Genomic DNA, 18,766 nt, shown 5'->3' on the forward strand with positions numbered 1-18,766 from the left:
CCCCGCTTGAAGGCGGGGCTTGCTTAATTTCATCGACGTCACATTAGAGATTGCCTGCTGACATCTCTCTTGCCAGGTGATCCGCTTGACGAATGGCCAACGCTACAATTGTGAGCGTTGGATTTTCGGCAGCGCCAGTTGTGAACTGTGATCCATCCGAGACGAATAGGTTCGCGATATCGTGCGTCTGTCCCCATCTGTTCACAACCCCATCACGCGCGTTCTCTGACATACGGTTCGTGCCAAGGTTGTGCGTGGATGGGTAAGGTGGCGTCGGGAATGTGCGTGTTGCGCCAACCGCATCATAGACTGCCTGCCCCTGCTTATAAGCATGGTTACGCATTGCGATATCATTTGGGTGATCATCAAAATGCACATTCACGACCGGCAATCCATGCTGATCCGTCACGTCAGTGTTGAGTGTGACGCGATTGGTTTCCTGTGGCATGTCTTCGCCTACAATCCACATCCCGGCCATGTTCTCATATTGATCAAGAGCCGTCGTAAACTCGCGACCCCAACCGCCCGGATCAAGGAATGCCGCCATGAACGGCAGGCCAAGTGCCAGTGTCTCAAGCTCATAGCCACCCACAAAACCACGCGATGGATCGTGGCGCGACTCATCCTGAATGATCCCAGCCATCGTTGTACCGCGCCACATTTTCACGGGCTTATCAAAGACCCCGTAAACCGATCCAGTCATATGGCGCATGTAGTTGCGCCCAACTTGACCGGAACTGTTCGCAAGGCCATCTGGGAACATAGATGACGCCGAGTTCAGCAACAAGCGCGGGCTTTCATATGAGTTGCCCGCAACGCAAACAACACGCGCCTTTTGCAACTGAAGGTTTCCGTCTTTGTCGAAATACTCGACACCCGTAACTTTGCCAGCCTCATTGTGAAGAATGCGCGCAACATGGCTCTCGGAACGCACTTCTAGGTTTCCGGTGGCTTCACCTTCCGGGATGTCGACGTAACCCGCAGACCACTTCGCGCCCCATTTGCACCCTTGGAAGCAGAACCCGGTCTGTTGGCACATCTGACGGTCGCGCTTGTCGTCCGAGTTGATGGCCATGCGTCCCGTGTGGACCTGTTCATATCCGAGCGCCCTGGCACCCGCTTCAAAGACTTTGTAGTTGTTGTTTCCGGGAAGACCCGGCCGATCGCCCGTGCGCGTCACACCCAGCTTGTCCTCAGCTTTTGTGTACCAAGGGTCCATTTCATCCGCATCGATCGGCCAATCCAATAAAGATGCGCCTTGAACATCGCCATAGTTTGTCTTGGCTTTCCACTCATGCTCTTGAAAACGCAGCGATGCGCCCGCCCAGTGTTGTGTGGTTCCGCCTACAGACTTCACGATCCAAGCTGGAAGGCCAGAAAAGTCCTTCGCAACGCGCCAGTCACCACTGGTTGTGCGGGGATCAAGCCAAGCGAGTTGACCAAAACTGTCCCACTCATCATTGATAAAGTCTTGCGGCAAATGCCGCCCGCCAGCCTCAAGCGCAACAACGCTAACGCCTTTCTGGGCAAGTTCGTTTGCTAGAACACCGCCGCCTGCGCCGGTGCCAATGATGACAACGACGCTGTCATCGGAAAGTTCAAAAGGTGCCGTCATGGTGCCGTCCTTCCCTTAAATCCAGTTGATGTCATCAAAGCCGCGCTCAAGGTAGCCACCTTGAGAAAAGGACTCACCTTCATACCCAAAAATGGTCCAGACCGCTTTTTGATTATACAGCCCCGTCACAAGGCCGCCCCGAATTTGCTGAAAGAACGGGCTGTCTTCCATAGCGCGCAGGACATCCACACGATCACGTTCCCATCCCATGGCGAGATAGCTTGCATGCCCTCTGCCTTGAGCGGCAGCGTTGAGAGCCGTAATCCCAGCTTCAATATCTTCGGCTGCTTCTTCTGTGTCATACCCCTTTACAGCCGCTACGTAATACTCATCACCCACTTGATCATGTGGATAGATGTCACGCGCCATTTGCATTAATGTTGCCATCGTTTCTGGGGCCAGCACCTTTGTTTCAACTGCCCAAGCAGCATTCGGAGCAGCTATAAAGCCAGTTCCAACTAGAACCGAGGCGCTCACTGCACTCGCTTGCTTGAGCAGGTCTCTGCGCGTCAGCGACTTCAGACCTTTTGATCTTGTCATTTTCTATTCCTCCCGTTTTTTGTTTTTTCCGGCGTTCTGCGGGCCGGGTCCGGCCATTTTCATTTGTAGCGGCCACCCCGCTGCAAGACTTCGATCTCGTAACCATCTGGGTCTACAACAAAGAAGAACCTCGCGATGGTCTTCCCATCCGGGGCAAAATCCACGATTTTCCGGGGGTTCAGACCAGCGGTTACGAACCGACCGTGTTCGGCATCAAGGTCATCTACCGAAACGGCAAAATGCCCGTACCCGTTGCCAAGATCGTATGGTTCGGTTTGATCTTTGTTGACTGTCAACTCGAGCTCAAAGTCGCTTTCTTCGTTCGCCAAATAGACTAACGTGAAAGCCTTGAAATCGAGTCTCTCTACTACGGTAAGGCCAAAAGCCTGATCGTAAAATTGAACTGAACGATCTTCATCCAGAACTCTGATCATTGAATGTATTGATTTTGCCAAAGTGCCACCCTACGCTCTACATCTAGCGTAAAAGCGTAACTTGTAGATTTCGAAAAAAGGTATTAGCGGAATACTACGGTAGCTTTTTTATACATGTTCTGGCGTCCAACAAGCGCGCAACCAAATGCAGTGTTTTTTGGAGATTAGCTTAGCCGTGGATGGCGTGTGCATTTGCCAAAGATGCTAAGAACGAAATGGCTCAAAACTGATCACAGTTTCGCGTCCTTCAGAGAAGTTCGTACGTATCGCAGCTTTGACCAGTTTGGGTTCTTTGACACTTTCGCAGCGTGGTTAACGAGCGACCAATTTAGGTCGTCTGCCTTTAGCTGCACGTGTCCCCAAGGTCAGCTATGCGGGACAAAGCGCTCTTTCGCTGCAGGTACGCCAATGGCCGTTTTCGGAATAACACCTTCGGCGAACAGGCCACAGCTGTCGTATCTGTAGTCCACAAAAAAACGATGGCTCCCTTGCATGATTACAAGTTTGTCTTTTCCGGCCGTTCGGTGCGCAAAAGCTGGCTTTCGCCGTTGGCACCGCTCATGCCGCCGGGTCATGAAATGAAACATAAACCTGCCGCCGACCACGCAAACTCCCGCTTGCTCTGAACCACCGGACCCGTTCACGCAACCATTTTTGCGGAATTGTCTACGGGCCCCTTTGATCGCTTAAAGAACACGTAATACAGCACCGGTGCGGCAACCATCGTCAGCAGGGATGCGAAGGCTAGTCCGCCCATAATGGTTGCGGCCATGGACTGGAAAAAAGCATCCCAAAGAAGCGGCAACATGCCGAGGATCGTCGTTGCCGCCGCAAGAAACACCGGCCGCAAGCGCGATGTCGAAGCGGTTACAATGGCGTCTTCCAGTGGCATGTCGGGGTCGGCCTTTCGTGTGAGGTCGATCTCTTCGACCAGCACGATCCCATTTTTGATCAACATGCCGGACAGCGACAAGAGGCCAAGAAGCGCGGTGAAGGTGAATGGCAAACCAGTGCCCAACAGTGCAAGGCTAACCCCGTTGACCGACATTGGCACCAATAGCCAGATGATAAGCGGCTGACGCAGAGCGTTGAACAGAAGAACGGTGATGAGCACCATAATGATAATGCTCATCGGGAGCTGGGAGCCGAGAGAGGCCTGCGCATCAGTTGAGCTTTCGTATTCGCCCCCCCATTCCATCGTATACCCATCCGGAATGGACATATCTTCAATGGTGGCGCGCACTTCGGCCAGAACTCCGGCTGCCGTCAGGTTGCGGGGGATATCGGCACCAACAGTGATGACATTCGCGCGGTCACGGCGAAATACCAACGTATCCTGCGGCTCGAACCTGAACCCGTCGATCGCCTGCGCCATCGGCACCAAAGTATCGTTGCTTTCGGAATAGATGACGTGGTCCATCAGCGACAGGCCCGCATCCGGCGCGGTGCGCAGAATGATCGGGATTTGGCGGTCGCCCTCACGAAACACGCCAGCCGCGGTGCCTTCGGTGGCGAACTGCAAGATGCTGGTGATGTCGGAGCGTGAAATGCCGGACTCCTGAGCACGGTCTCCGGCATAGATCGGGCGCAGCACCAGTTCTTTTTCACGCCAGTCATAACGGGGGGATATAATGTTGGGGGACGCGGCACTCAGCCGCTCAACGGCTTCGTCCGCCAGATCACGCAGGACCGCCGGATCAGCGCCGGAAAACCGCACTTCGATCGGGGCACCGCCACCGGGGCCGAATGCCAGACGTTTGACGCGGAATTCACCCTGCGGAACTGCTTCCACTGCAAAGGCCTCCAGCTCGTCCATTTCGGACTGGATCACGTCCAGCGTGGTGACGCGGACGATCAGGTGGCCATAGCTGGGGTTGGGGTCTTCGCTGTCGTAAGTCAGCATGAAACGCGACGCGCCCATACCGGAATAGGACGTCACGGCGATCACGTCGTCGCGTTCAACCAGCCAATTCTCCAGCGTTTGCATGTCGCTGGACGTCTGATCGATGCCGGCGCCTTGGGGCAGTTTATAGTTCACGAAATAGAGCGGCGTGTTGCTGTCAGGAAAGAACTGCTGCTTGATTTGGCCAAACATGGCATAACAAACCACCGTCGTGCCGATAAGTCCGACAAGAACCAGCCAGCGCAGTTTGAGGCTGGCACGCAGCAGACTGGCATAGCCGCGGAAGATGGCACCATCGTAGCCGCCGCTCGCGCCCTTTTCACCTTGGCGGAAAAAGTAGTGGCCCAGCAGCGGGGTAACGGTGATTGCCAGAACCCACGACGACATCAGCGAAATGGCAATGACGGCAAATAAAGAGAACAGGAATTCGCCCGTCGCATCGGGACTCAGGCCGATCCCGGCAAAGGCCATGATGCCGATGACCGTGGCCCCGAGAAGTGGGATTTGCGTCTTGCTGGCTGCCTCGGTCGAGGCTTCACGGGATGTCTGGCCGCGCTGCATATTGATCTGCATGCCTTCTGCGACGACGATGGCGTTATCCACCAGCATCCCCATCGCGATGATCAACGCGCCAAGCGAGATGCGTTCCATTTCAATGGAGCCAAGCGCCATGAAGAACAAAGTGCCGACGACGGTGAGTAATAGTGTTACCCCGACAACCACAGCCGCCCGCCAACCCATGAAAACGGCGAGCACGATGATCACGATGGCTACCGACATGGCGAGGTTCACAAGAAAGGAGTTCGAGGCTTCCTCGACGACGACGTGTTGTTGGTAGATGGGTTCGATCGTAATACCGACGGGGATGGATTGTTTTAGCAGTTCCAGTCTTGCGTCGACGGCATGGCCAACTTCGACGATGTTTTCTGTCGAAAGGCCCGCAACGCCAAGACTGAACGCTTCAACTCCATTGTGGCGGAGAATCAGATCGGGGTTGTCTTCGCGTCCACGGTAAACATCTGCGAAATCTGACAGGTTCACGATCTGCCCGCCAACACCAACGGAAAGCGCCGCAATGGCTGAAACACTGTCAGACCCGTCAGGGCGTTGAATAAGTGTGCGGCCTTCGGCGTCCTGAATAGACCCGCCTTCGACAATTTCATCGGCGTTGGCCAGCGCGGCCTGCATCATGGCAGGCGGAATGCCTAGCGATGTGGACAGCGCCAGATCGGGCTCAACATAGATGCGTTCGTTTGGTGCGCCGGAAATCACCGCATCGGCGACGCCCTCAACCGAGAGCACCTCTCGCCGTAAGAAATCAGCCAGATTATTGATTTCACGATCACTGAAGCCGGGCGCGGTGATCGCATAGTAGAGTCCATAAACATCGCCGAAACTGTCATTGACATAGGGCGCGGTTGCCCCGCTTGGTAACGCGGCCTCACTGACCCGATTGCGAAGTTTTGTCCAAATACTTGGCAGCTCGCTGCCGTCGTAATGATCTTCCATCTCCACGGTGATCCACGACAGCGCCGGTTGGTTCATGGTTTCGATCAGCTTGACCTCACCCATCTTTTGAATGGCTGATTCAATAGGCTCGGACACTTCCGTCGCGACTTCTTCTGCAGAGGCGCCGGGATATTGTGTGACAACAATAGCCACTTTGATCGTAAACGCAGGGTCTTCGAGCCGCCCGAGCGATGAGAACCCCCAGATGCCACCCAACAGACACATCAGGATTACGATCCAAGTGTAGATCGGATTAACAATAGAGAAACGAGCAACATCCATGATCGGCCCTTAGCCCCCGAAACCGGTGAAACGGCGTACGTCTTGGCCATCGACAAGTGTAGATGCGCCAACGGCGACAATCTCTTGCCCGACCTCTAGTCCGGACAGGATTTCGACCTCACCACTCTCGGTGGCAGCAATCTCAACGGGCGTATGTGTGACTGTGCCCTCGATGCCGCCCGTCGGAATGAACACCATAACGCTGGTGCTACCGTCATTGCCGATGACAATCGCGGACGCCGGAACGAGTATCGGGGCATCGTCGGCGAACAAGCTAGCCGTGACCTTGACTGACGATCCGGGCCAGACGGTCAAATCATTCTTTGGCGCCATGCCAAGCGTGATTGAATAGGTTTGGCCGACCGCAGCCGTTTCTGCGTTCACTTCCTTTACCGCGAGGGGGTACCGGTTCGGATTACCCGTAAACTCGGCGTAAATCTCGATGTTTGGGTCGCGGCCCGCTTGTTGAAACAAGGTCTCGGGCACTTCGATTTCGATCCGCAGATCGGACATGTCATGCAACCGCACAACCGGCATTCCGGCGCTCGTGGTTGAAAAATTCGGCACCAGACGTGAAGCGACCAGTGCCTCGAAAGGCGCGTGCAAGGTGGCTTGTTCCAGCGCGCGTTCAGCATTGCGCATCGCAACGCTGGCTAGTTCGACTTGCGTTTCGGCGTCCTGAACTGCGGTCTGGCTCACGGCGCTGCCTTCCAGTTGGCGATACCGGTCCAATGTGCGATTGGCCTGATCGCTATTAAGGCGGGCCTCTTCCAGGGCCAGCTCGAACGGGACAAGATCAAGGCTGGCAACCAAACCGCCTTTGGGCACATCAGCGCCTTCATCCACCGGGAAATCAATGATTTGCCCCGAAACCTGAAAGGCCAAATCCACGGTTTCCCGTGCGACGACATGGCCGAAGAAAGTACGGCTGAGACCAGACCCCGAGGCTTCAACGGTTTCAATTTTCACAATGGATGTCTGCGCTTCGCTTTGATGTGGCAACGCCAAGACAAAAGCGGTCGCAATACCTTGCACCACCAGCTTCAACCGTTTCATTTTGACCCTTTCATACCGCAACAGATGACTGGGCTTGGTTCCCGAGTTCAAAAACTAAACTAATCAGTTCAATCCAGCTCAGCAACCATGGATTTGGGCTTTGGGGATAAAGCCGTGTCATTTAGGCCATATGCCTTTTGATCCGCGTGGCTCGGCGACTTCTTTGGTTCTGTTTCGGGTGCAACGCGTTGGGACAACCGTCTGATCACAATTCTATCAAAACAGTCGTTTGTCCTTGAGGCAGCATCGGTCAAAATGGGCTCGTTCCGGGCATTCGCCGCATCCTTTTCAAATGACAGCTTCGGGCCGAAAGTGATCATGGTTAAAGGCATGGCCTTTCGGTTACCTCAACGCCACATCAACCTGTGAACACAGTTTTGGTGCTGTGTTTCTGACTGAATGCCGGTCAAAGCCCGCCAATATCAAGTTGAAAAGGTGGTGAGGTCAAAGGGTTGGTGGGTAAGGTGCTGAATTTAAATGGTTACTGAATTCGTCTGCCCTTGGGCTCATAACCTGAAGGTCGTAGGTTCAAATCCTACTCCCGCAACCAAAAATACCAAGCAATATCAAGATGTTAAACGCCACCTACGGGTGGCATTTTGCGTTGGCGAAAACCGCAATGGAAGCACTGTGGAAGCAGTAAACACAAACTCAAAGCTGTGCCCCCAACGCAACGCTTTGAAAGTCTGCGATAAATATATGCTAATCACGCGGTCCGTCCTGTGCCTGCAGACGGCTTGAAAACCTAATTCTTCATAAGCTCGAGCCCTCAACTATTATGCACAAAGTCCGAAGCGTCTGGAGAACAGAAACTCGGGAAAGAAGTCTACAAAGGAGCCGGGGGAGGTCGCGGACGATCTGATCATCCACGCGAGAAACATGCACTTACTTACCTGTTTGGTGGCTGTGCCAGGCATTGTCGCCGAGGCGGTTGCCTTGACTATTGTCCAGCCGAAACCCGTGAGAAACTAAGAGATGCCGATGGTGCTGATGCGGTATTGTTCCTAGCTCCGAATATACACCCGACGCTCAGCTGTAGATTATGAATTGTCTAACTGTGTAAGATAGGGACGGCGATTGGGTGATAGTCCCTAATGGCCACCTAGGCTTCTTCTCTATGTGAAGACGCAAACTTGGCAGTTAAATGCGCCTACTATTCAAGCCAACTTCAAGTTGCACCGGATCCAGAGAAATAGGCAACCAACAAGCCCTGTATCCCAAAAGTGTAGTATTCAGTGAGCGTGCGCATCCCGCGGAAATCGCTCAATCGCTGGAACTGTCACCAACCACTTCGTAAAGGCCGGAACGTGCCGTTCCTACGCGCCGTATCTTGCCCTCTTCAATGAGCTTCTGAAGCCCACGAAACAGGGTAGGATACGCAATCTCAGCCGTGAGTTTGTGCTTCTTAAGCTCAGCGAGGGAAGCGTGCTGACCGTCTTCAGAGAGCAGTTGCAAAGCATAATAAATATCTTTGCTATGCTCAGGCCAATCAGTGAACCCAAGGTCTTCTTCCATCGCTTTGAGCAGAGCTCTTAATTTTGCAGCCGTTGGCATGTGTACCCGTATGATCTAGCGTCATCTTGCCGCTATTTTTAAGGCTTTGTTATTACAAAGCCATCCTAGTTATCGTCGTTTTGCTCTCTGGAGCAAAGGATTTCAAGTTATATCTTTTGATAATATGCCGTTTCTCACCGAAAGTCTATATCTTAAAGTTCAAGATGAGACTTCGTATCAGGGGTGGTGCAAAGGGCGGTTTTGGTAAGGAAAACGACCATGTGTACCAGTAATGTATTAAGAATTACATTCTTAATCGAGACTATGATCTTCTCTACGGTGTATTTTGCCTTACACGCGCTTGATTTAAGTATCACACTGGTCCTTGTGGGGGAACTGCTGCCGAATACTGACGTGGCTTCCCCTATTTTCTTACCACATGGTCTTAGTGTGCTCGTTGTGTGGCTTTATGGCTTAAAGTCGATCCCCCTCCTGCTACTGTCTGCAATATGGATGCAGTCCTGGCTTAGTGATTCTATCGGTTTTGGATCGATTTCGGGGCATAACCCGCTGCTCTCTCTCGTGGCTATTCCTCTCGTTTTCATTGCTGCACGTAAGCTAGGGCTACGGGTCACAAGCGCTGTGACCGGATTTAACTGGGGCCACATAATGATCAGTGGATTTGTTGCGGGCGCTTTCTGTGCTTACCTCACAAGTCTCATGAATGGACACTCGCTGGAACACTTTGCGTCCTTGGCGCTTGGTGCCATAGTTGGTCAGATTGTTTTCTTCGCTCTTCTTCTACTTGGTTACCGCTTGCTGCGGTTGTCTCCACGGCCGATCTTTACCTCCGCCAAGACAGATCCAGCATAGCGGATTATCTGACTTAAGAACCGTCGTATCAGCTCAACTGCTTTGAGTCCAAAGCTCCATTAAGGATTGGGCGGTTGGCATTCTTGCATCGGCATACACCGCGACTTGAAGCGGCTCCTTACCATAAGCGTTCGCCAGCGAAATCAGTGCGCCACTTTGCACCTCTTGGTGGACCATGCTGAAGGGCAACCACCCGATCCCCAGTCCCGCTAGAATGAGCTCGCGCACACCGCTGGAAAAGGCAGTCACGGTGCAGGAACTCCCGTCCGAACCCGGCACCCCAAATGGCCGGCGACTGTTGTGCAGAACTTTCCCGAAATAGCTGTCTTCAGGGTACACGATTGTGGGGGTGTCAGCATCCACACGACCCTTGTCCCTTACGCGGTACCGAAGCGCGCCTCCGACTACCGGAATAAGATAGTCGTTCCCCCAAACGCCACGCAAAATGTCCGGCCCGAATTGTAGGGGGCCCACACTCTCTGCCTCATAGCAAAGTAACATGCTGGTGTCGCCGCGCAGAAACATCGTCACGCAGTCGTTCAGATTCCCGGCGCGGAGGCGAAACTGAACCCCCGGAAGGGCTGCGCGCGCTCTAAGCGCCATATCCGGAAAGCTTGAGCAGGTGGCGGCATGCTGTGCGGCAATTGCCAATGTGGTGCGGGTTGCATCATAACGCCCAATCTTTGTGCGCAACTCGCGCAGACGTGCAATGAGGGCGCGTATCTCTCCCTCATTCGAAATCAGCGCCTGACTGATGTCCACGCGATTGGTGTGCCGATCCAGCACCTCTACCCCAAGCCAGTCTTCAAACCCCCGAATGCGCCGCGAAAACGCTGGCTGCGTGATGTTTCGGCGCGCGGCTGCACGCGAAAGATTGCCCTCTTCGAGGAGGACAAGAACGTCATCAAGCGACTGTAAGTGCATAAGTCTCCCCCTCTTACTCATACCAACGCTATGAGCAGCCATAGAAAAAAGCACTGTTTTTCTGATTTGGCCCATCAGAAGCTTTCACCAAGCACAAAATTGGGGGGCGCTGTGACAGTAACTGATCAAATGATGAGCCATGATGACACCGAGATCGCGGATCTAACGGCAAGCCGGTGCAAGGATCTTGCGATCCAACTGGCTCGGTTTCCACGGGTTCAATTGGGCCACCTGCCGACACCGCTCGAACCAATGGATCGATTAAGCGAGCTACTGGGCGGCCCGCGTCTGTGGGTTAAGCGGGATGATTGCACAGGGCTTTCGTCTGGCGGCAACAAAACCCGCAAGCTGGAATACCTGATGGCGGACGCCCAGGCCCACGGCGCCGACACGATCATCACCCAAGGCGCAACACAGTCCAACCACGCACGTCAAACAGCCGCCGCTGCAGCCAAGCTGGGCATGGCCTGTCACATACTCCTTGAGGATCGCACCGGCTCAAACGACCCCAGTTATATCATGAGTGGCAATGTTCTGTTGGACCGTCTGCATGGCGCAACCGTCTCCAAGCGGAGCGGGGGCACCGACATGGCGATCGAGATGGAGGACCTTGCCGAAACGCTCCGATCAAAGGGGAAAACTCCCTATGTGATCCCGGGGGGCGGCTCAAACCCCATTGGCGCCTTGGGCTACGTGAACTGCGCCCGGGAATTGGTCGAACAGGCCAACGGTCTGGGCCTCAAGATTGATGCACTGGTACATGCTACGGGCAGTTCGGGCACTCAGGCGGGCCTCGTCGCGGGCTTGGCTGCATTGCAAAGCGATATCCACTTGCTCGGCATCGGGGTGCGCGCCCCACAAGAGAAACAAGAGAGCATGGTCTATGACCTCGCGCAGCGGACCGCGGCGCATCTTGGCGCGTCGGCACAAATTGAACGCTCCAACGTGCGGGCCAACTGTAACTACGTCGGTGCGGGTTATGGCCTACCCACAGACGGAATGGTTTCGGCGATCAAACTGCTCGCCGAAACCGAGGGCCTGCTGTTCGATCCCGTATACTCCGGCAAGGGCCTTGATGGGCTGATCGATCTGGTTCGAAACGGCCACTTTGCGGGGATGGACAATGTTGTCTTTCTCCACACCGGCGGGAGCGCGGCGTTGTTCGGCTATCCGGAAACCTTCGATCTGCCCGGCTACACGACCACCTAAAAATCAAAAATTGACCAACAAGGAGATCCACAAAATGACTATGAAACGTAACTTGATGGCCGCTGCGCTGGTAAGCGTGATTGGTGTGCCCGCCTTTGCGGAAAACGTGAACATTGGCGTTCCATCCTGGACCGGCGCCCAAGCGATTGCCTACGTTCTGGGCGAAGTCGTCACGACCCGCATCGGCGGGACGGTCGACTATGTCCCCGGGAACAACGCCACGATTTTTCAGGCGATGGATCAGGGGGAGGGTGACATCGACGTGCACCCAGATGTGTGGCTGCCCAACCAAGAAAGCTTTACAAAGCAATACGTGGATGAGGCCGGGACCGTGACGCTTTCGTCGAACCCGTATCAGGGCAACCAAGGCTTCTGCGTGTCTAAGGATTTTGCCGCAGCCAATAGCATTACGGACATCGCTGATCTGGGGCGTCCGGATGTGGCGGCCTTGATGGACAGTGATGGCGATGGCCTTGGTGAAATGTGGATCGGCGCGCCCGGCTGGGCCTCTGCCAACGTGAATGAGGTTAAGGTGCGTGACTACGGCCTACTTGATTTTCTGGAGCCGATCCGCGCTGAAGAAGCCGTCAAAACCGCCCGCATCAAGGACAGTATCGCCAAGGGCGAAGGCTACGCGTTCTACTGCTATGAGCCACACGCCGTGTGGTACATGTTCGACGTCACAATGCTGACGGAACCTGCTTATGATCCCGAAAAGTACGTGATGTTCCAACCCTCTGATGACGCGGATTGGTACGAAAAATCCATGGTCGCAAGCAAGGACGACCTCAAGCAGGTGCAAATCGCTTGGTCGAATTCGCTTGAGGGCCGCTCGCCCGCGATTGCGGAGTTCTTTGCCAACTTTGAACTGACCGCAGATGACGTGAGCAGCCTCGCCTTTGAGATCAGCGCCAATGGTCGTGAACCTGCGGATGTGGCGGCGGAATGGGTTGCGGCAAACTCGGACCGCGTGGATGCGATGCTGGGCCTTTAGGGCGGCGTCGCGCAACACAAACGTCGGCACGGGCAACAACCTGTGCCGACATTCCTGACGGTGGGTGGGGCCAATATGAAAAGTGACGACCGCGTCATTGAGATTTCAAACGTCTGGAAGATTTTCGGCGGCAAGCCCAAACTGGCGCTAAGGGCGATCCAGGACCGTGGCCTGAGTAAGGCCGAGGTTCTTGCGGAGTTCAACGCGGTTGTCGGCGTCGCTGACGTCAGCCTATCCGTGAACCGTGGTGAGATTTTCTGCATCATGGGCCTATCGGGCAGCGGCAAGTCGACCCTCGTGCGCCATTTCAACCGCTTGTTGGAACCCACCGCTGGCAAGATTGAGATTGAGGGCACCGATGTAATGGCCCTCGCTCCCAAAGAGCTTCAGGCCTTTCGCAACCGCAAGATTGGTATGGTGTTTCAGAACTTTGCTCTGATGCCGCACCGCTCCGTTTTGGACAACGTGGCCATGCCCCTCGAAATCCGCCAAGTCGCCAAGAATGAGAGGATGCGGCAAGCCGCAGCTATCCTTGATATTGTTGAGCTCGGGGCCTGGGGCTCCAAATTCGCGCATGAACTTTCGGGCGGGATGCAGCAGCGGGTCGGTTTGGCGCGCGCCTTGGCCGCGAACCCCGATGTCCTCCTAATGGATGAACCATTCTCAGCGCTTGATCCTTTGATCCGGCGGCAGTTACAGGACGAATTCATTCGGCTGTCCAAGATCCTCAAAAAGACAACCATCTTTATCACCCACGACCTTGATGAGGCGGTGCGCATCGGCGATCGGATCGCAATCATGCGGGACGGCAAAGTGGTCCAGATCGGGACCGCCGAAGATATCGTGATGAACCCCGCCGATGATTACGTGGCCGACTTCGTGGCGGGCATTTCGCGGCTAAAGGTCGTGCATGCCCATGCGGTGATGCAGCCCATTGCGGCCTACATGGCTCACAACGGCCCTATCAGGGTTGATGCCCCTTGCGTCGATGGACACGAAACGCTCAGCAACTTGATCACCCTTGCGATTGATGACGACGGCCCAATCGTGGTGAACGCAGCTGGGGCGGATGTCGGCATTATTACGCGTGCAGATTTGCTGCGCACGGTCATCGAAGGCACGGAGGTCTCATGATGGACGCGACTGTAAACCCCCTCGACGATCCCAACAGCGACGCGGCCATCGCCTACGCAAAAGAACGGCGCGATAACATCCGCACCTTTGTCCGCACCAACCCGGATTACTACATCAAGAACTTCAACAAGATCGGCGCCTCGGCCCGCTTTACCCCGACGTTCAACCTGATGGCGGGCCTGTTTGGCCCGATCTGGTTTGGGGCGCGGGGGCTTTGGTCATGGGCACTGCCGTTTTTGATCCTTGAGGCTTTGGCCTTGGTACAGATCGCGCGCGGATTGTTCGGAGATTTGGGGGCCGACGCGATGGCGCGGATTGCCTCCATTGAGGGGACGCTCGACTTGCGCCGTCAGCAATTGGCCGCCGCGATCGAAGCAGGCTCCGACCGGGTGGATGCGTTCCGCCGCGCCGTCGAAAGCCTCGAGCAAAATATAGGGGGCATCCGCGAAGAAGCCGCCGCCTTGGCCGCCCAAGGCCCACAGATCGTTTTGATCGGGGTGTGTATTCTGCTGCTCGCCAAGGTCGCGCAGGCCACCGTCGCGAACTGGGCACTAGAGGCGCGCTTTTCGGATTGGGTCTCTGACCGATCTATCCGGTCGGGCATACCTGTGTCGCAAATTGTGTTCAGTGCTGTTTTCATGGCCCTAATCGTGCTCGCCGCTATGCTGCACTACAGCCTGCCGGGGCGATTTACCTTGCTGAGCGCCTTTCCAACGGACCCCGATATCCGCCTAACTAGCATCGATTGGGTCGAGAACTTTTTCAATTGGGCGGTCCTAAACGGCGACGCGCTGTTCGACGGGATTACTTTCGTGATCAGGCTCGTGCTGGACGCGCTTGAGATCGTCTTTGTAAGTACACCATGGATCGTGATCGCGGCGCTGATCATCCTTTTGACGTGGCTCACGGCTGGGGTGCGGATGGCCATCTACTCCGGCGCATTCCTGTCCTACATGGGGCTTCTAGGCTTTTGGGAAAAGGCGATGACGACGCTGGCTCTTTTGGGCACCGCTGCGTGCCTTTCGATCCTGATCGGCATTCCACTGGGCATGTTCGCGGCGCGACGCCCTCGGTTTTATGCCGCGATCCAGCCGGTGATGGATTTCATGCAAACCATGCCCGCGTTCGTGTTCATGATCCCGGTGATTGCGTTTTTTGGCACCGGCAAACCGGCGGCCGTCGTCACCACTATGATCTTCGGTGGTACGCCGGTTGTGCGCCTAACGGTGTTGGGTCTGCGCGGCGTCCCCGAAAGTGTCCGTGAGGCCGCGATCTCTTTTGGGGCGAACAAGTGGTATCTGCTCACGCGCGTGGATCTGCCACTGGCCAGCCCCTCGATCCGGGCGGGCATCAATCAGACGATTATGCTGTCGCTTGCAATGGTTGTGGTGGCCTCGCTGATCGGAGCGAAGGGGCTGGGCGAGGACGTCCTTGAGGCGCTGCAATATGCCAACGTCGGCCAGGGTATCCTTGCAGGCTTTGCCATTCTGTTTTGTGCCATGATTCTTGATCGCATCGTGCAGGGGCAGCGAAAGTGACACCGCTTGTCATGGTGCACGGGTTTCTGGGCGGCAGCGCGCAGTGGCAGGGCCAAGTGGATGCACTGTCGGGCACCTGTGATGTGATCGCGCTGGACCTGCCGGGGTTTGGCCGCAATGCGCATTTGCCCGCGATCCAGTCTATCCCGTCCTTCGCGGACTGGGTGGTGGATCAGTTGGACGCTCTTGGTGTGGATCGTTTCAACCTGTTGGGGCACTCCATGGGCGGGATGATTGTCCAAGAGGTCGCGCGCCGCGCGGGCACGGGGATCGACAAGTTGATCCTATACTCCACTGGTGCGCTGGGCGTTCTGCCGGGCCGGTTCGAAACCATTGCGCAAAGCAAGGCGCGCGCTCAATCGGACGGCCCGCGCACAACCGCCCGACGTATCGCGGCCAGTTGGTTTTTACACGGCGCCCAATCGCCCGGGTATGAAGAATGCGCGGCCATCGCAGAGCAAGCTGGCCTAGACGCAATGCTGGCGGGTTTGGATGCAATGCAGGCGTGGTCCGGCGTGGATGCATTGGCGCAGCTACAGCCCGAGACGTTGGTGATTTGGGGGGATCGGGACCGCACCTATGCGTGGCCGCAAACCGAACAATTGTGGCAGACGGTTCCCCGCACCAGTCTGGCGGTGTTTCCCGATTGCGCACATGCGGTGCATCTTGAAAAGCCAGACGCCTTCAACCGCACCTTGATCGATTTTCTAACAAAGGTTTAGGCCCTGCTAGGCGGTCAGCTCCGCCACGATCCCGGGCAAATCGGCCCAGTCGGTCAGGGTCGCATGAATGGTCAGCGTGGCAGGCGGCACGTGGCAATACCCGTGGGTAAAGAACACGAATGGCACCCCTGCGGCCTTGGCCGTTTCGGCATCGACCTCGCTGTCGCCAATATAGATGCAGTCTGTATGCCCAAGCCGCGCCATCGTTTCACGCAAGGGGCCAGCGTCCGGTTTACGGGTCGCGCATGTGTCACCGCCGACCATAGTTTCAAAGAACGTGTCCAGCCCGAATGTCGCCAACACCTTGCGGGCAGGGGCCTCGGGTTTGTTGGTGCAAACGGCCATCGGATGCCCGCGCGTGCGCAGCTCTGACAGTGCGTCGAACACTCCGGGATAGGCATGCGTTAGTGTTGCGGGCTCCGCGTTATAGTGCGCCAACAACCGCGCGGTCAGATCGGGCACATCTGCGGCTGGCAGGCCATGATGCTCTGCAACCCGACCGCACAAAACGCCGATCCCATTGCCGATGAATGAGATCACAGTTGCCAGATCAAGCGGCTCTTGGCCGATCTCGCCCATCAGGCGATTAACAGCGGCTTGGATGTCAGGCGCGCTGTTCAGAAGCGTCCCGTCGAGGTCAAAGATGATGGGTGTCATGGCGCAATCAAGAACAATGTGATGCCGGGGAAAGCGACCAAAATGATCACCCGCACGATGTCCGAAGCGACAAAGAACAGAACCGACTTATAGGTTTCGATCATGGAGGTGGTTTTATCCATGGCGTTGATAATGAACAGGTTCATCCCAACTGGCGGTGTGATCAGCCCGACCTCAACCACAATCAACACAAGGATGCCGAACCAGATCGCGACATGCTCTGTCGTCATGCCGAAATCCAACGCTGAGATCACGGGGAAAAAGATCGGTACGGTCAACAGGATCATGGATAAGCTGTCCATCAGGCAGCCAAAGATCAGATAGAACACCAAGATCAGGCACAGCACGACCATTGGGGCAAAGCCTTGCTCCACGACAAAGGCTGACAATTCTTGGGGCACCCGCGTCAGTGCAAGGAACCCGTTGTAGAATGCGGCCCCCAGCACGATGAAAAAGATAAACCCAGTGGTTTTCGCGGTGGACAGCAACCCTTCGGTTAACACGCGACTTGATAGCCCACCCTTGGCCAGCGCGATTAGCGCGGTGCCCATTGCGCCCACAGCCGCGCCCTCGGTCGGCGTAAAGATACCGCCATAGATGCCGCCAACCACCGTTAGGAACACCATCAAAACGGGCCAAACCCGCCATAACGCATCAAAGCGCTGGGCCCATGGCACGGCGGGTTTTGTGCCCGCAGCATTCGGATAGAGCCGCACATAAATCGAGATCGTCAGCATGTAGCCCGCCGCCGCCAATAACCCCGGCGCAAGTGCTGCCAGAAACAGCTTGGCGATGTTTTGCTCCGTTAGGATCGCATAGATCACAAGGATGACGGATGGCGGGATCAAAATACCCAGCGTGCCGCCCGCCGCCAACGTTGCGGTCGAAAACCCGCCGGAATAGCCGTAGCGGCGCAGTTCGGGCAGTGCGGTCCGACCCATGGTCGCCGCCGTTGCTAACGATGATCCGCAGATCGCGCCAAAGCCCGCGCAGGCCCCAACAGCGGCCATCGCCACACCACCGCGCCGATGCCCCAAAAATCCCTCAGCCGCCTTGAACAACGCCTGCGACATGCCGCCAACGGTCGCGAAATATCCCATCAACAGGAACATCGGCACAATCGAAAGCGAGTAGTTAGAGAATGTCGTGAAGCTTTCGGATTTGAGCCGAGCGAGCGCCAAGTTCGTGGAACCTGTCACAAGGTACAGCCCCACAAACCCTGTTGAGAACATGGCCAACCCAATCGGGACCCGCAAAAAGATGAGGACCAGCAGGGCCGGAAAGGACCATGCGCCTATTTCCAATGGGGTCATTGTGCGTCGGTCTCCAACAGGCTTTCATCCGCAGTCAGCACGGCCCAAAACCGCAGCACGACCATGTAGCACGCGACAAGTGCCGCAAGGCTCGCGGCAAACAAGCTGGCGAGATAGGCCCACCAGATCGGGAATTGCAGCAGGAATGTCGTCTGGCCCGAGCGCATCTTGGACTGCGTGCCCTCGTAGAGTTGTAGCGCGATAATGACCAAGACCGTGGCAAACAGGACCTCAATTGCAGCCTTCAGGACCCGCAGGCCCCATGGCGGCAGTTTGGAGGTAAAGATATCGACCGAGGCATGTGCCCCCGTGATTTGACACAGCGGCAAGAAGGCAAAGATCGCAAAGGCCATGCCCGCCTCAACCAGCTCAAAGTCGCCGGTGACAGGTCCGATGCCAAGGTCCAACAGGGCTTTGGCCAGTGCAAGGTCGCCCATGCCGTGCAGCACGCCATTCAATGCGCGCCCCATGATCGACACGCACACAAGAGTGATCAGCGCGATTAACACCAACCCGCCGACCAAGGCCATCGCCCGGCAGACTGTCATCATTGCCCGGTGCATCATGCC

The 18,766-nt window shown here is 55.9% G+C and carries 16 protein-coding genes; 6 read left to right on the top strand and 10 right to left on the bottom strand.

What is annotated here, in order from left to right; genetic code table 11:
• Positions 1–43: 43 nt before the first annotated feature.
• The 6 genes from PM04_RS03895 to PM04_RS03930 all read right to left on the bottom strand — a co-directional run bounded on the left by PM04_RS03895 (position 44) and on the right by PM04_RS03930 (position 8,893).
• Positions 44–1,615, bottom strand: coding sequence for a GMC family oxidoreductase (locus PM04_RS03895; protein WP_038003969.1), 1,572 nt, complete (start codon positions 1,613–1,615; stop codon positions 44–46).
• A 15-nt stretch (positions 1,616–1,630) separates the two neighbouring features.
• On the bottom strand, positions 1,631–2,155 hold the full coding sequence (locus PM04_RS03900; RefSeq protein ID WP_038003971.1) for a twin-arginine translocation signal domain-containing protein: 525 nt from the start codon (positions 2,153–2,155) through the stop codon (positions 1,631–1,633).
• A gap of 59 nt (positions 2,156–2,214) precedes the next feature.
• Positions 2,215–2,610: a VOC family protein gene (locus PM04_RS03905; RefSeq protein WP_038003973.1), complete on the bottom strand. Its 396-nt coding sequence runs from the start codon at positions 2,608–2,610 to the stop codon at positions 2,215–2,217.
• Positions 2,611–3,229: 619 nt separating this feature from the next.
• Entirely contained in the window at positions 3,230–6,283 is a 3,054-nt protein-coding gene (locus PM04_RS03915; RefSeq protein WP_048599815.1) for an efflux RND transporter permease subunit, read from the bottom strand.
• Positions 6,284–6,292: 9 nt separating this feature from the next.
• A complete protein-coding gene (locus PM04_RS03920) occupies positions 6,293–7,339 on the bottom strand; it encodes an efflux RND transporter periplasmic adaptor subunit (RefSeq protein ID WP_038003978.1) in 1,047 nt (348 codons plus the stop codon).
• A gap of 1,263 nt (positions 7,340–8,602) precedes the next feature.
• Positions 8,603–8,893, bottom strand: a complete 291-nt coding sequence (locus tag PM04_RS03930) for a hypothetical protein (RefSeq protein WP_038009375.1) — start codon at positions 8,891–8,893, stop codon at positions 8,603–8,605.
• A 219-nt stretch (positions 8,894–9,112) separates the two neighbouring features.
• Between PM04_RS03930 and PM04_RS03935 the strand changes: the two genes are divergently transcribed.
• Positions 9,113–9,706 (top strand): hypothetical protein, encoded by a 594-nt coding sequence (locus PM04_RS03935; RefSeq protein ID WP_038003985.1) that lies wholly within the window; start codon positions 9,113–9,115, stop codon positions 9,704–9,706.
• Between the two features lie 33 nt (positions 9,707–9,739).
• Here the strand turns inward: PM04_RS03935 and PM04_RS03940 are convergent, their stop codons facing one another.
• Positions 9,740–10,630, bottom strand: coding sequence for a LysR family transcriptional regulator (locus PM04_RS03940; RefSeq protein WP_038003987.1), 891 nt, complete (start codon positions 10,628–10,630; stop codon positions 9,740–9,742).
• Between the two features lie 132 nt (positions 10,631–10,762).
• On the opposite strand from PM04_RS03940, the gene PM04_RS03945 reads away from it, so the two are divergent.
• The 5 genes from PM04_RS03945 to PM04_RS03965 all read left to right on the top strand — a co-directional run bounded on the left by PM04_RS03945 (position 10,763) and on the right by PM04_RS03965 (position 16,227).
• Positions 10,763–11,839, top strand: coding sequence for a D-cysteine desulfhydrase (locus PM04_RS03945; protein ID WP_052068193.1), 1,077 nt, complete (start codon positions 10,763–10,765; stop codon positions 11,837–11,839).
• Positions 11,840–11,873: 34 nt separating this feature from the next.
• On the top strand, positions 11,874–12,833 hold the full coding sequence (locus PM04_RS03950) for a glycine betaine ABC transporter substrate-binding protein (protein ID WP_038003991.1): 960 nt from the start codon (positions 11,874–11,876) through the stop codon (positions 12,831–12,833).
• Between the two features lie 75 nt (positions 12,834–12,908).
• The gene (locus tag PM04_RS03955) at positions 12,909–13,967 is read left to right on the top strand and encodes a glycine betaine/L-proline ABC transporter ATP-binding protein (RefSeq protein WP_038003994.1); all 1,059 of its coding nucleotides are present in this window, start codon (positions 12,909–12,911) and stop codon (positions 13,965–13,967) included.
• The gene (locus PM04_RS03960) at positions 13,964–15,505 is read left to right on the top strand and encodes a proline/glycine betaine ABC transporter permease (protein WP_038003996.1); all 1,542 of its coding nucleotides are present in this window, start codon (positions 13,964–13,966) and stop codon (positions 15,503–15,505) included. Before PM04_RS03955 ends, PM04_RS03960 begins: the two co-directional genes overlap by 4 nt.
• Positions 15,502–16,227: an alpha/beta fold hydrolase gene (locus PM04_RS03965; RefSeq protein ID WP_038003998.1), complete on the top strand. Its 726-nt coding sequence runs from the start codon at positions 15,502–15,504 to the stop codon at positions 16,225–16,227. Before PM04_RS03960 ends, PM04_RS03965 begins: the two co-directional genes overlap by 4 nt.
• Positions 16,228–16,233: 6 nt before the next feature.
• On the opposite strand, the gene gph is transcribed toward PM04_RS03965, so the two are convergent.
• The 3 genes from gph to PM04_RS03980 are packed head-to-tail and all read right to left on the bottom strand — an operon-like array spanning position 16,234 to position 18,763.
• On the bottom strand, positions 16,234–16,884 hold the full coding sequence (gene gph / locus PM04_RS03970; RefSeq protein ID WP_038004001.1) for a phosphoglycolate phosphatase: 651 nt from the start codon (positions 16,882–16,884) through the stop codon (positions 16,234–16,236).
• Complete coding sequence (locus tag PM04_RS03975) at positions 16,881–18,197, bottom strand: TRAP transporter large permease (RefSeq protein ID WP_038004004.1); 1,317 nt, start codon at positions 18,195–18,197, stop codon at positions 16,881–16,883. The genes gph and PM04_RS03975 overlap by 4 nt, the downstream gene beginning before the upstream one ends.
• Entirely contained in the window at positions 18,194–18,763 is a 570-nt protein-coding gene (locus tag PM04_RS03980; RefSeq protein ID WP_369793294.1) for a TRAP transporter small permease, read from the bottom strand. The genes PM04_RS03975 and PM04_RS03980 overlap by 4 nt, the downstream gene beginning before the upstream one ends.
• Positions 18,764–18,766 lie beyond the last annotated feature (3 nt).

Origin of the sequence: Thalassobacter sp. 16PALIMAR09, assembly GCF_000765485.1 — a bacterium.
In the GTDB taxonomy this organism is placed as follows: domain Bacteria; phylum Pseudomonadota; class Alphaproteobacteria; order Rhodobacterales; family Rhodobacteraceae; genus Thalassobacter; species Thalassobacter stenotrophicus.

Bases quoted from the DNA above. Each gene is read 5' to 3' on its own strand.
- PM04_RS03960 (WP_038003996.1), top strand. From the start codon at position 13,964: ATGATGGACGCGACTGTAAACCCCCTCGACGATCCCAACAGCGACGCG.
- gph (WP_038004001.1), bottom strand. From the start codon at position 16,884: ATGACACCCATCATCTTTGACCTCGACGGGACGCTTCTGAACAGCGCG.
- PM04_RS03975 (WP_038004004.1), bottom strand. From the start codon at position 18,197: ATGACCCCATTGGAAATAGGCGCATGGTCCTTTCCGGCCCTGCTGGTC.
- PM04_RS03915 (WP_048599815.1), bottom strand. From the start codon at position 6,283: ATGGATGTTGCTCGTTTCTCTATTGTTAATCCGATCTACACTTGGATC.
- PM04_RS03920 (WP_038003978.1), bottom strand. From the start codon at position 7,339: ATGAAACGGTTGAAGCTGGTGGTGCAAGGTATTGCGACCGCTTTTGTC.
- PM04_RS03895 (WP_038003969.1), bottom strand. From the start codon at position 1,615: ATGACGGCACCTTTTGAACTTTCCGATGACAGCGTCGTTGTCATCATT.
- PM04_RS03940 (WP_038003987.1), bottom strand. From the start codon at position 10,630: ATGCACTTACAGTCGCTTGATGACGTTCTTGTCCTCCTCGAAGAGGGC.
- PM04_RS03900 (WP_038003971.1), bottom strand. From the start codon at position 2,155: ATGACAAGATCAAAAGGTCTGAAGTCGCTGACGCGCAGAGACCTGCTC.
- PM04_RS03955 (WP_038003994.1), top strand. From the start codon at position 12,909: ATGAAAAGTGACGACCGCGTCATTGAGATTTCAAACGTCTGGAAGATT.
- PM04_RS03945 (WP_052068193.1), top strand. From the start codon at position 10,763: ATGAGCCATGATGACACCGAGATCGCGGATCTAACGGCAAGCCGGTGC.
- PM04_RS03935 (WP_038003985.1), top strand. From the start codon at position 9,113: ATGTGTACCAGTAATGTATTAAGAATTACATTCTTAATCGAGACTATG.
- PM04_RS03950 (WP_038003991.1), top strand. From the start codon at position 11,874: ATGACTATGAAACGTAACTTGATGGCCGCTGCGCTGGTAAGCGTGATT.
- PM04_RS03980 (WP_369793294.1), bottom strand. From the start codon at position 18,763: ATGATGCACCGGGCAATGATGACAGTCTGCCGGGCGATGGCCTTGGTC.
- PM04_RS03930 (WP_038009375.1), bottom strand. From the start codon at position 8,893: ATGCCAACGGCTGCAAAATTAAGAGCTCTGCTCAAAGCGATGGAAGAA.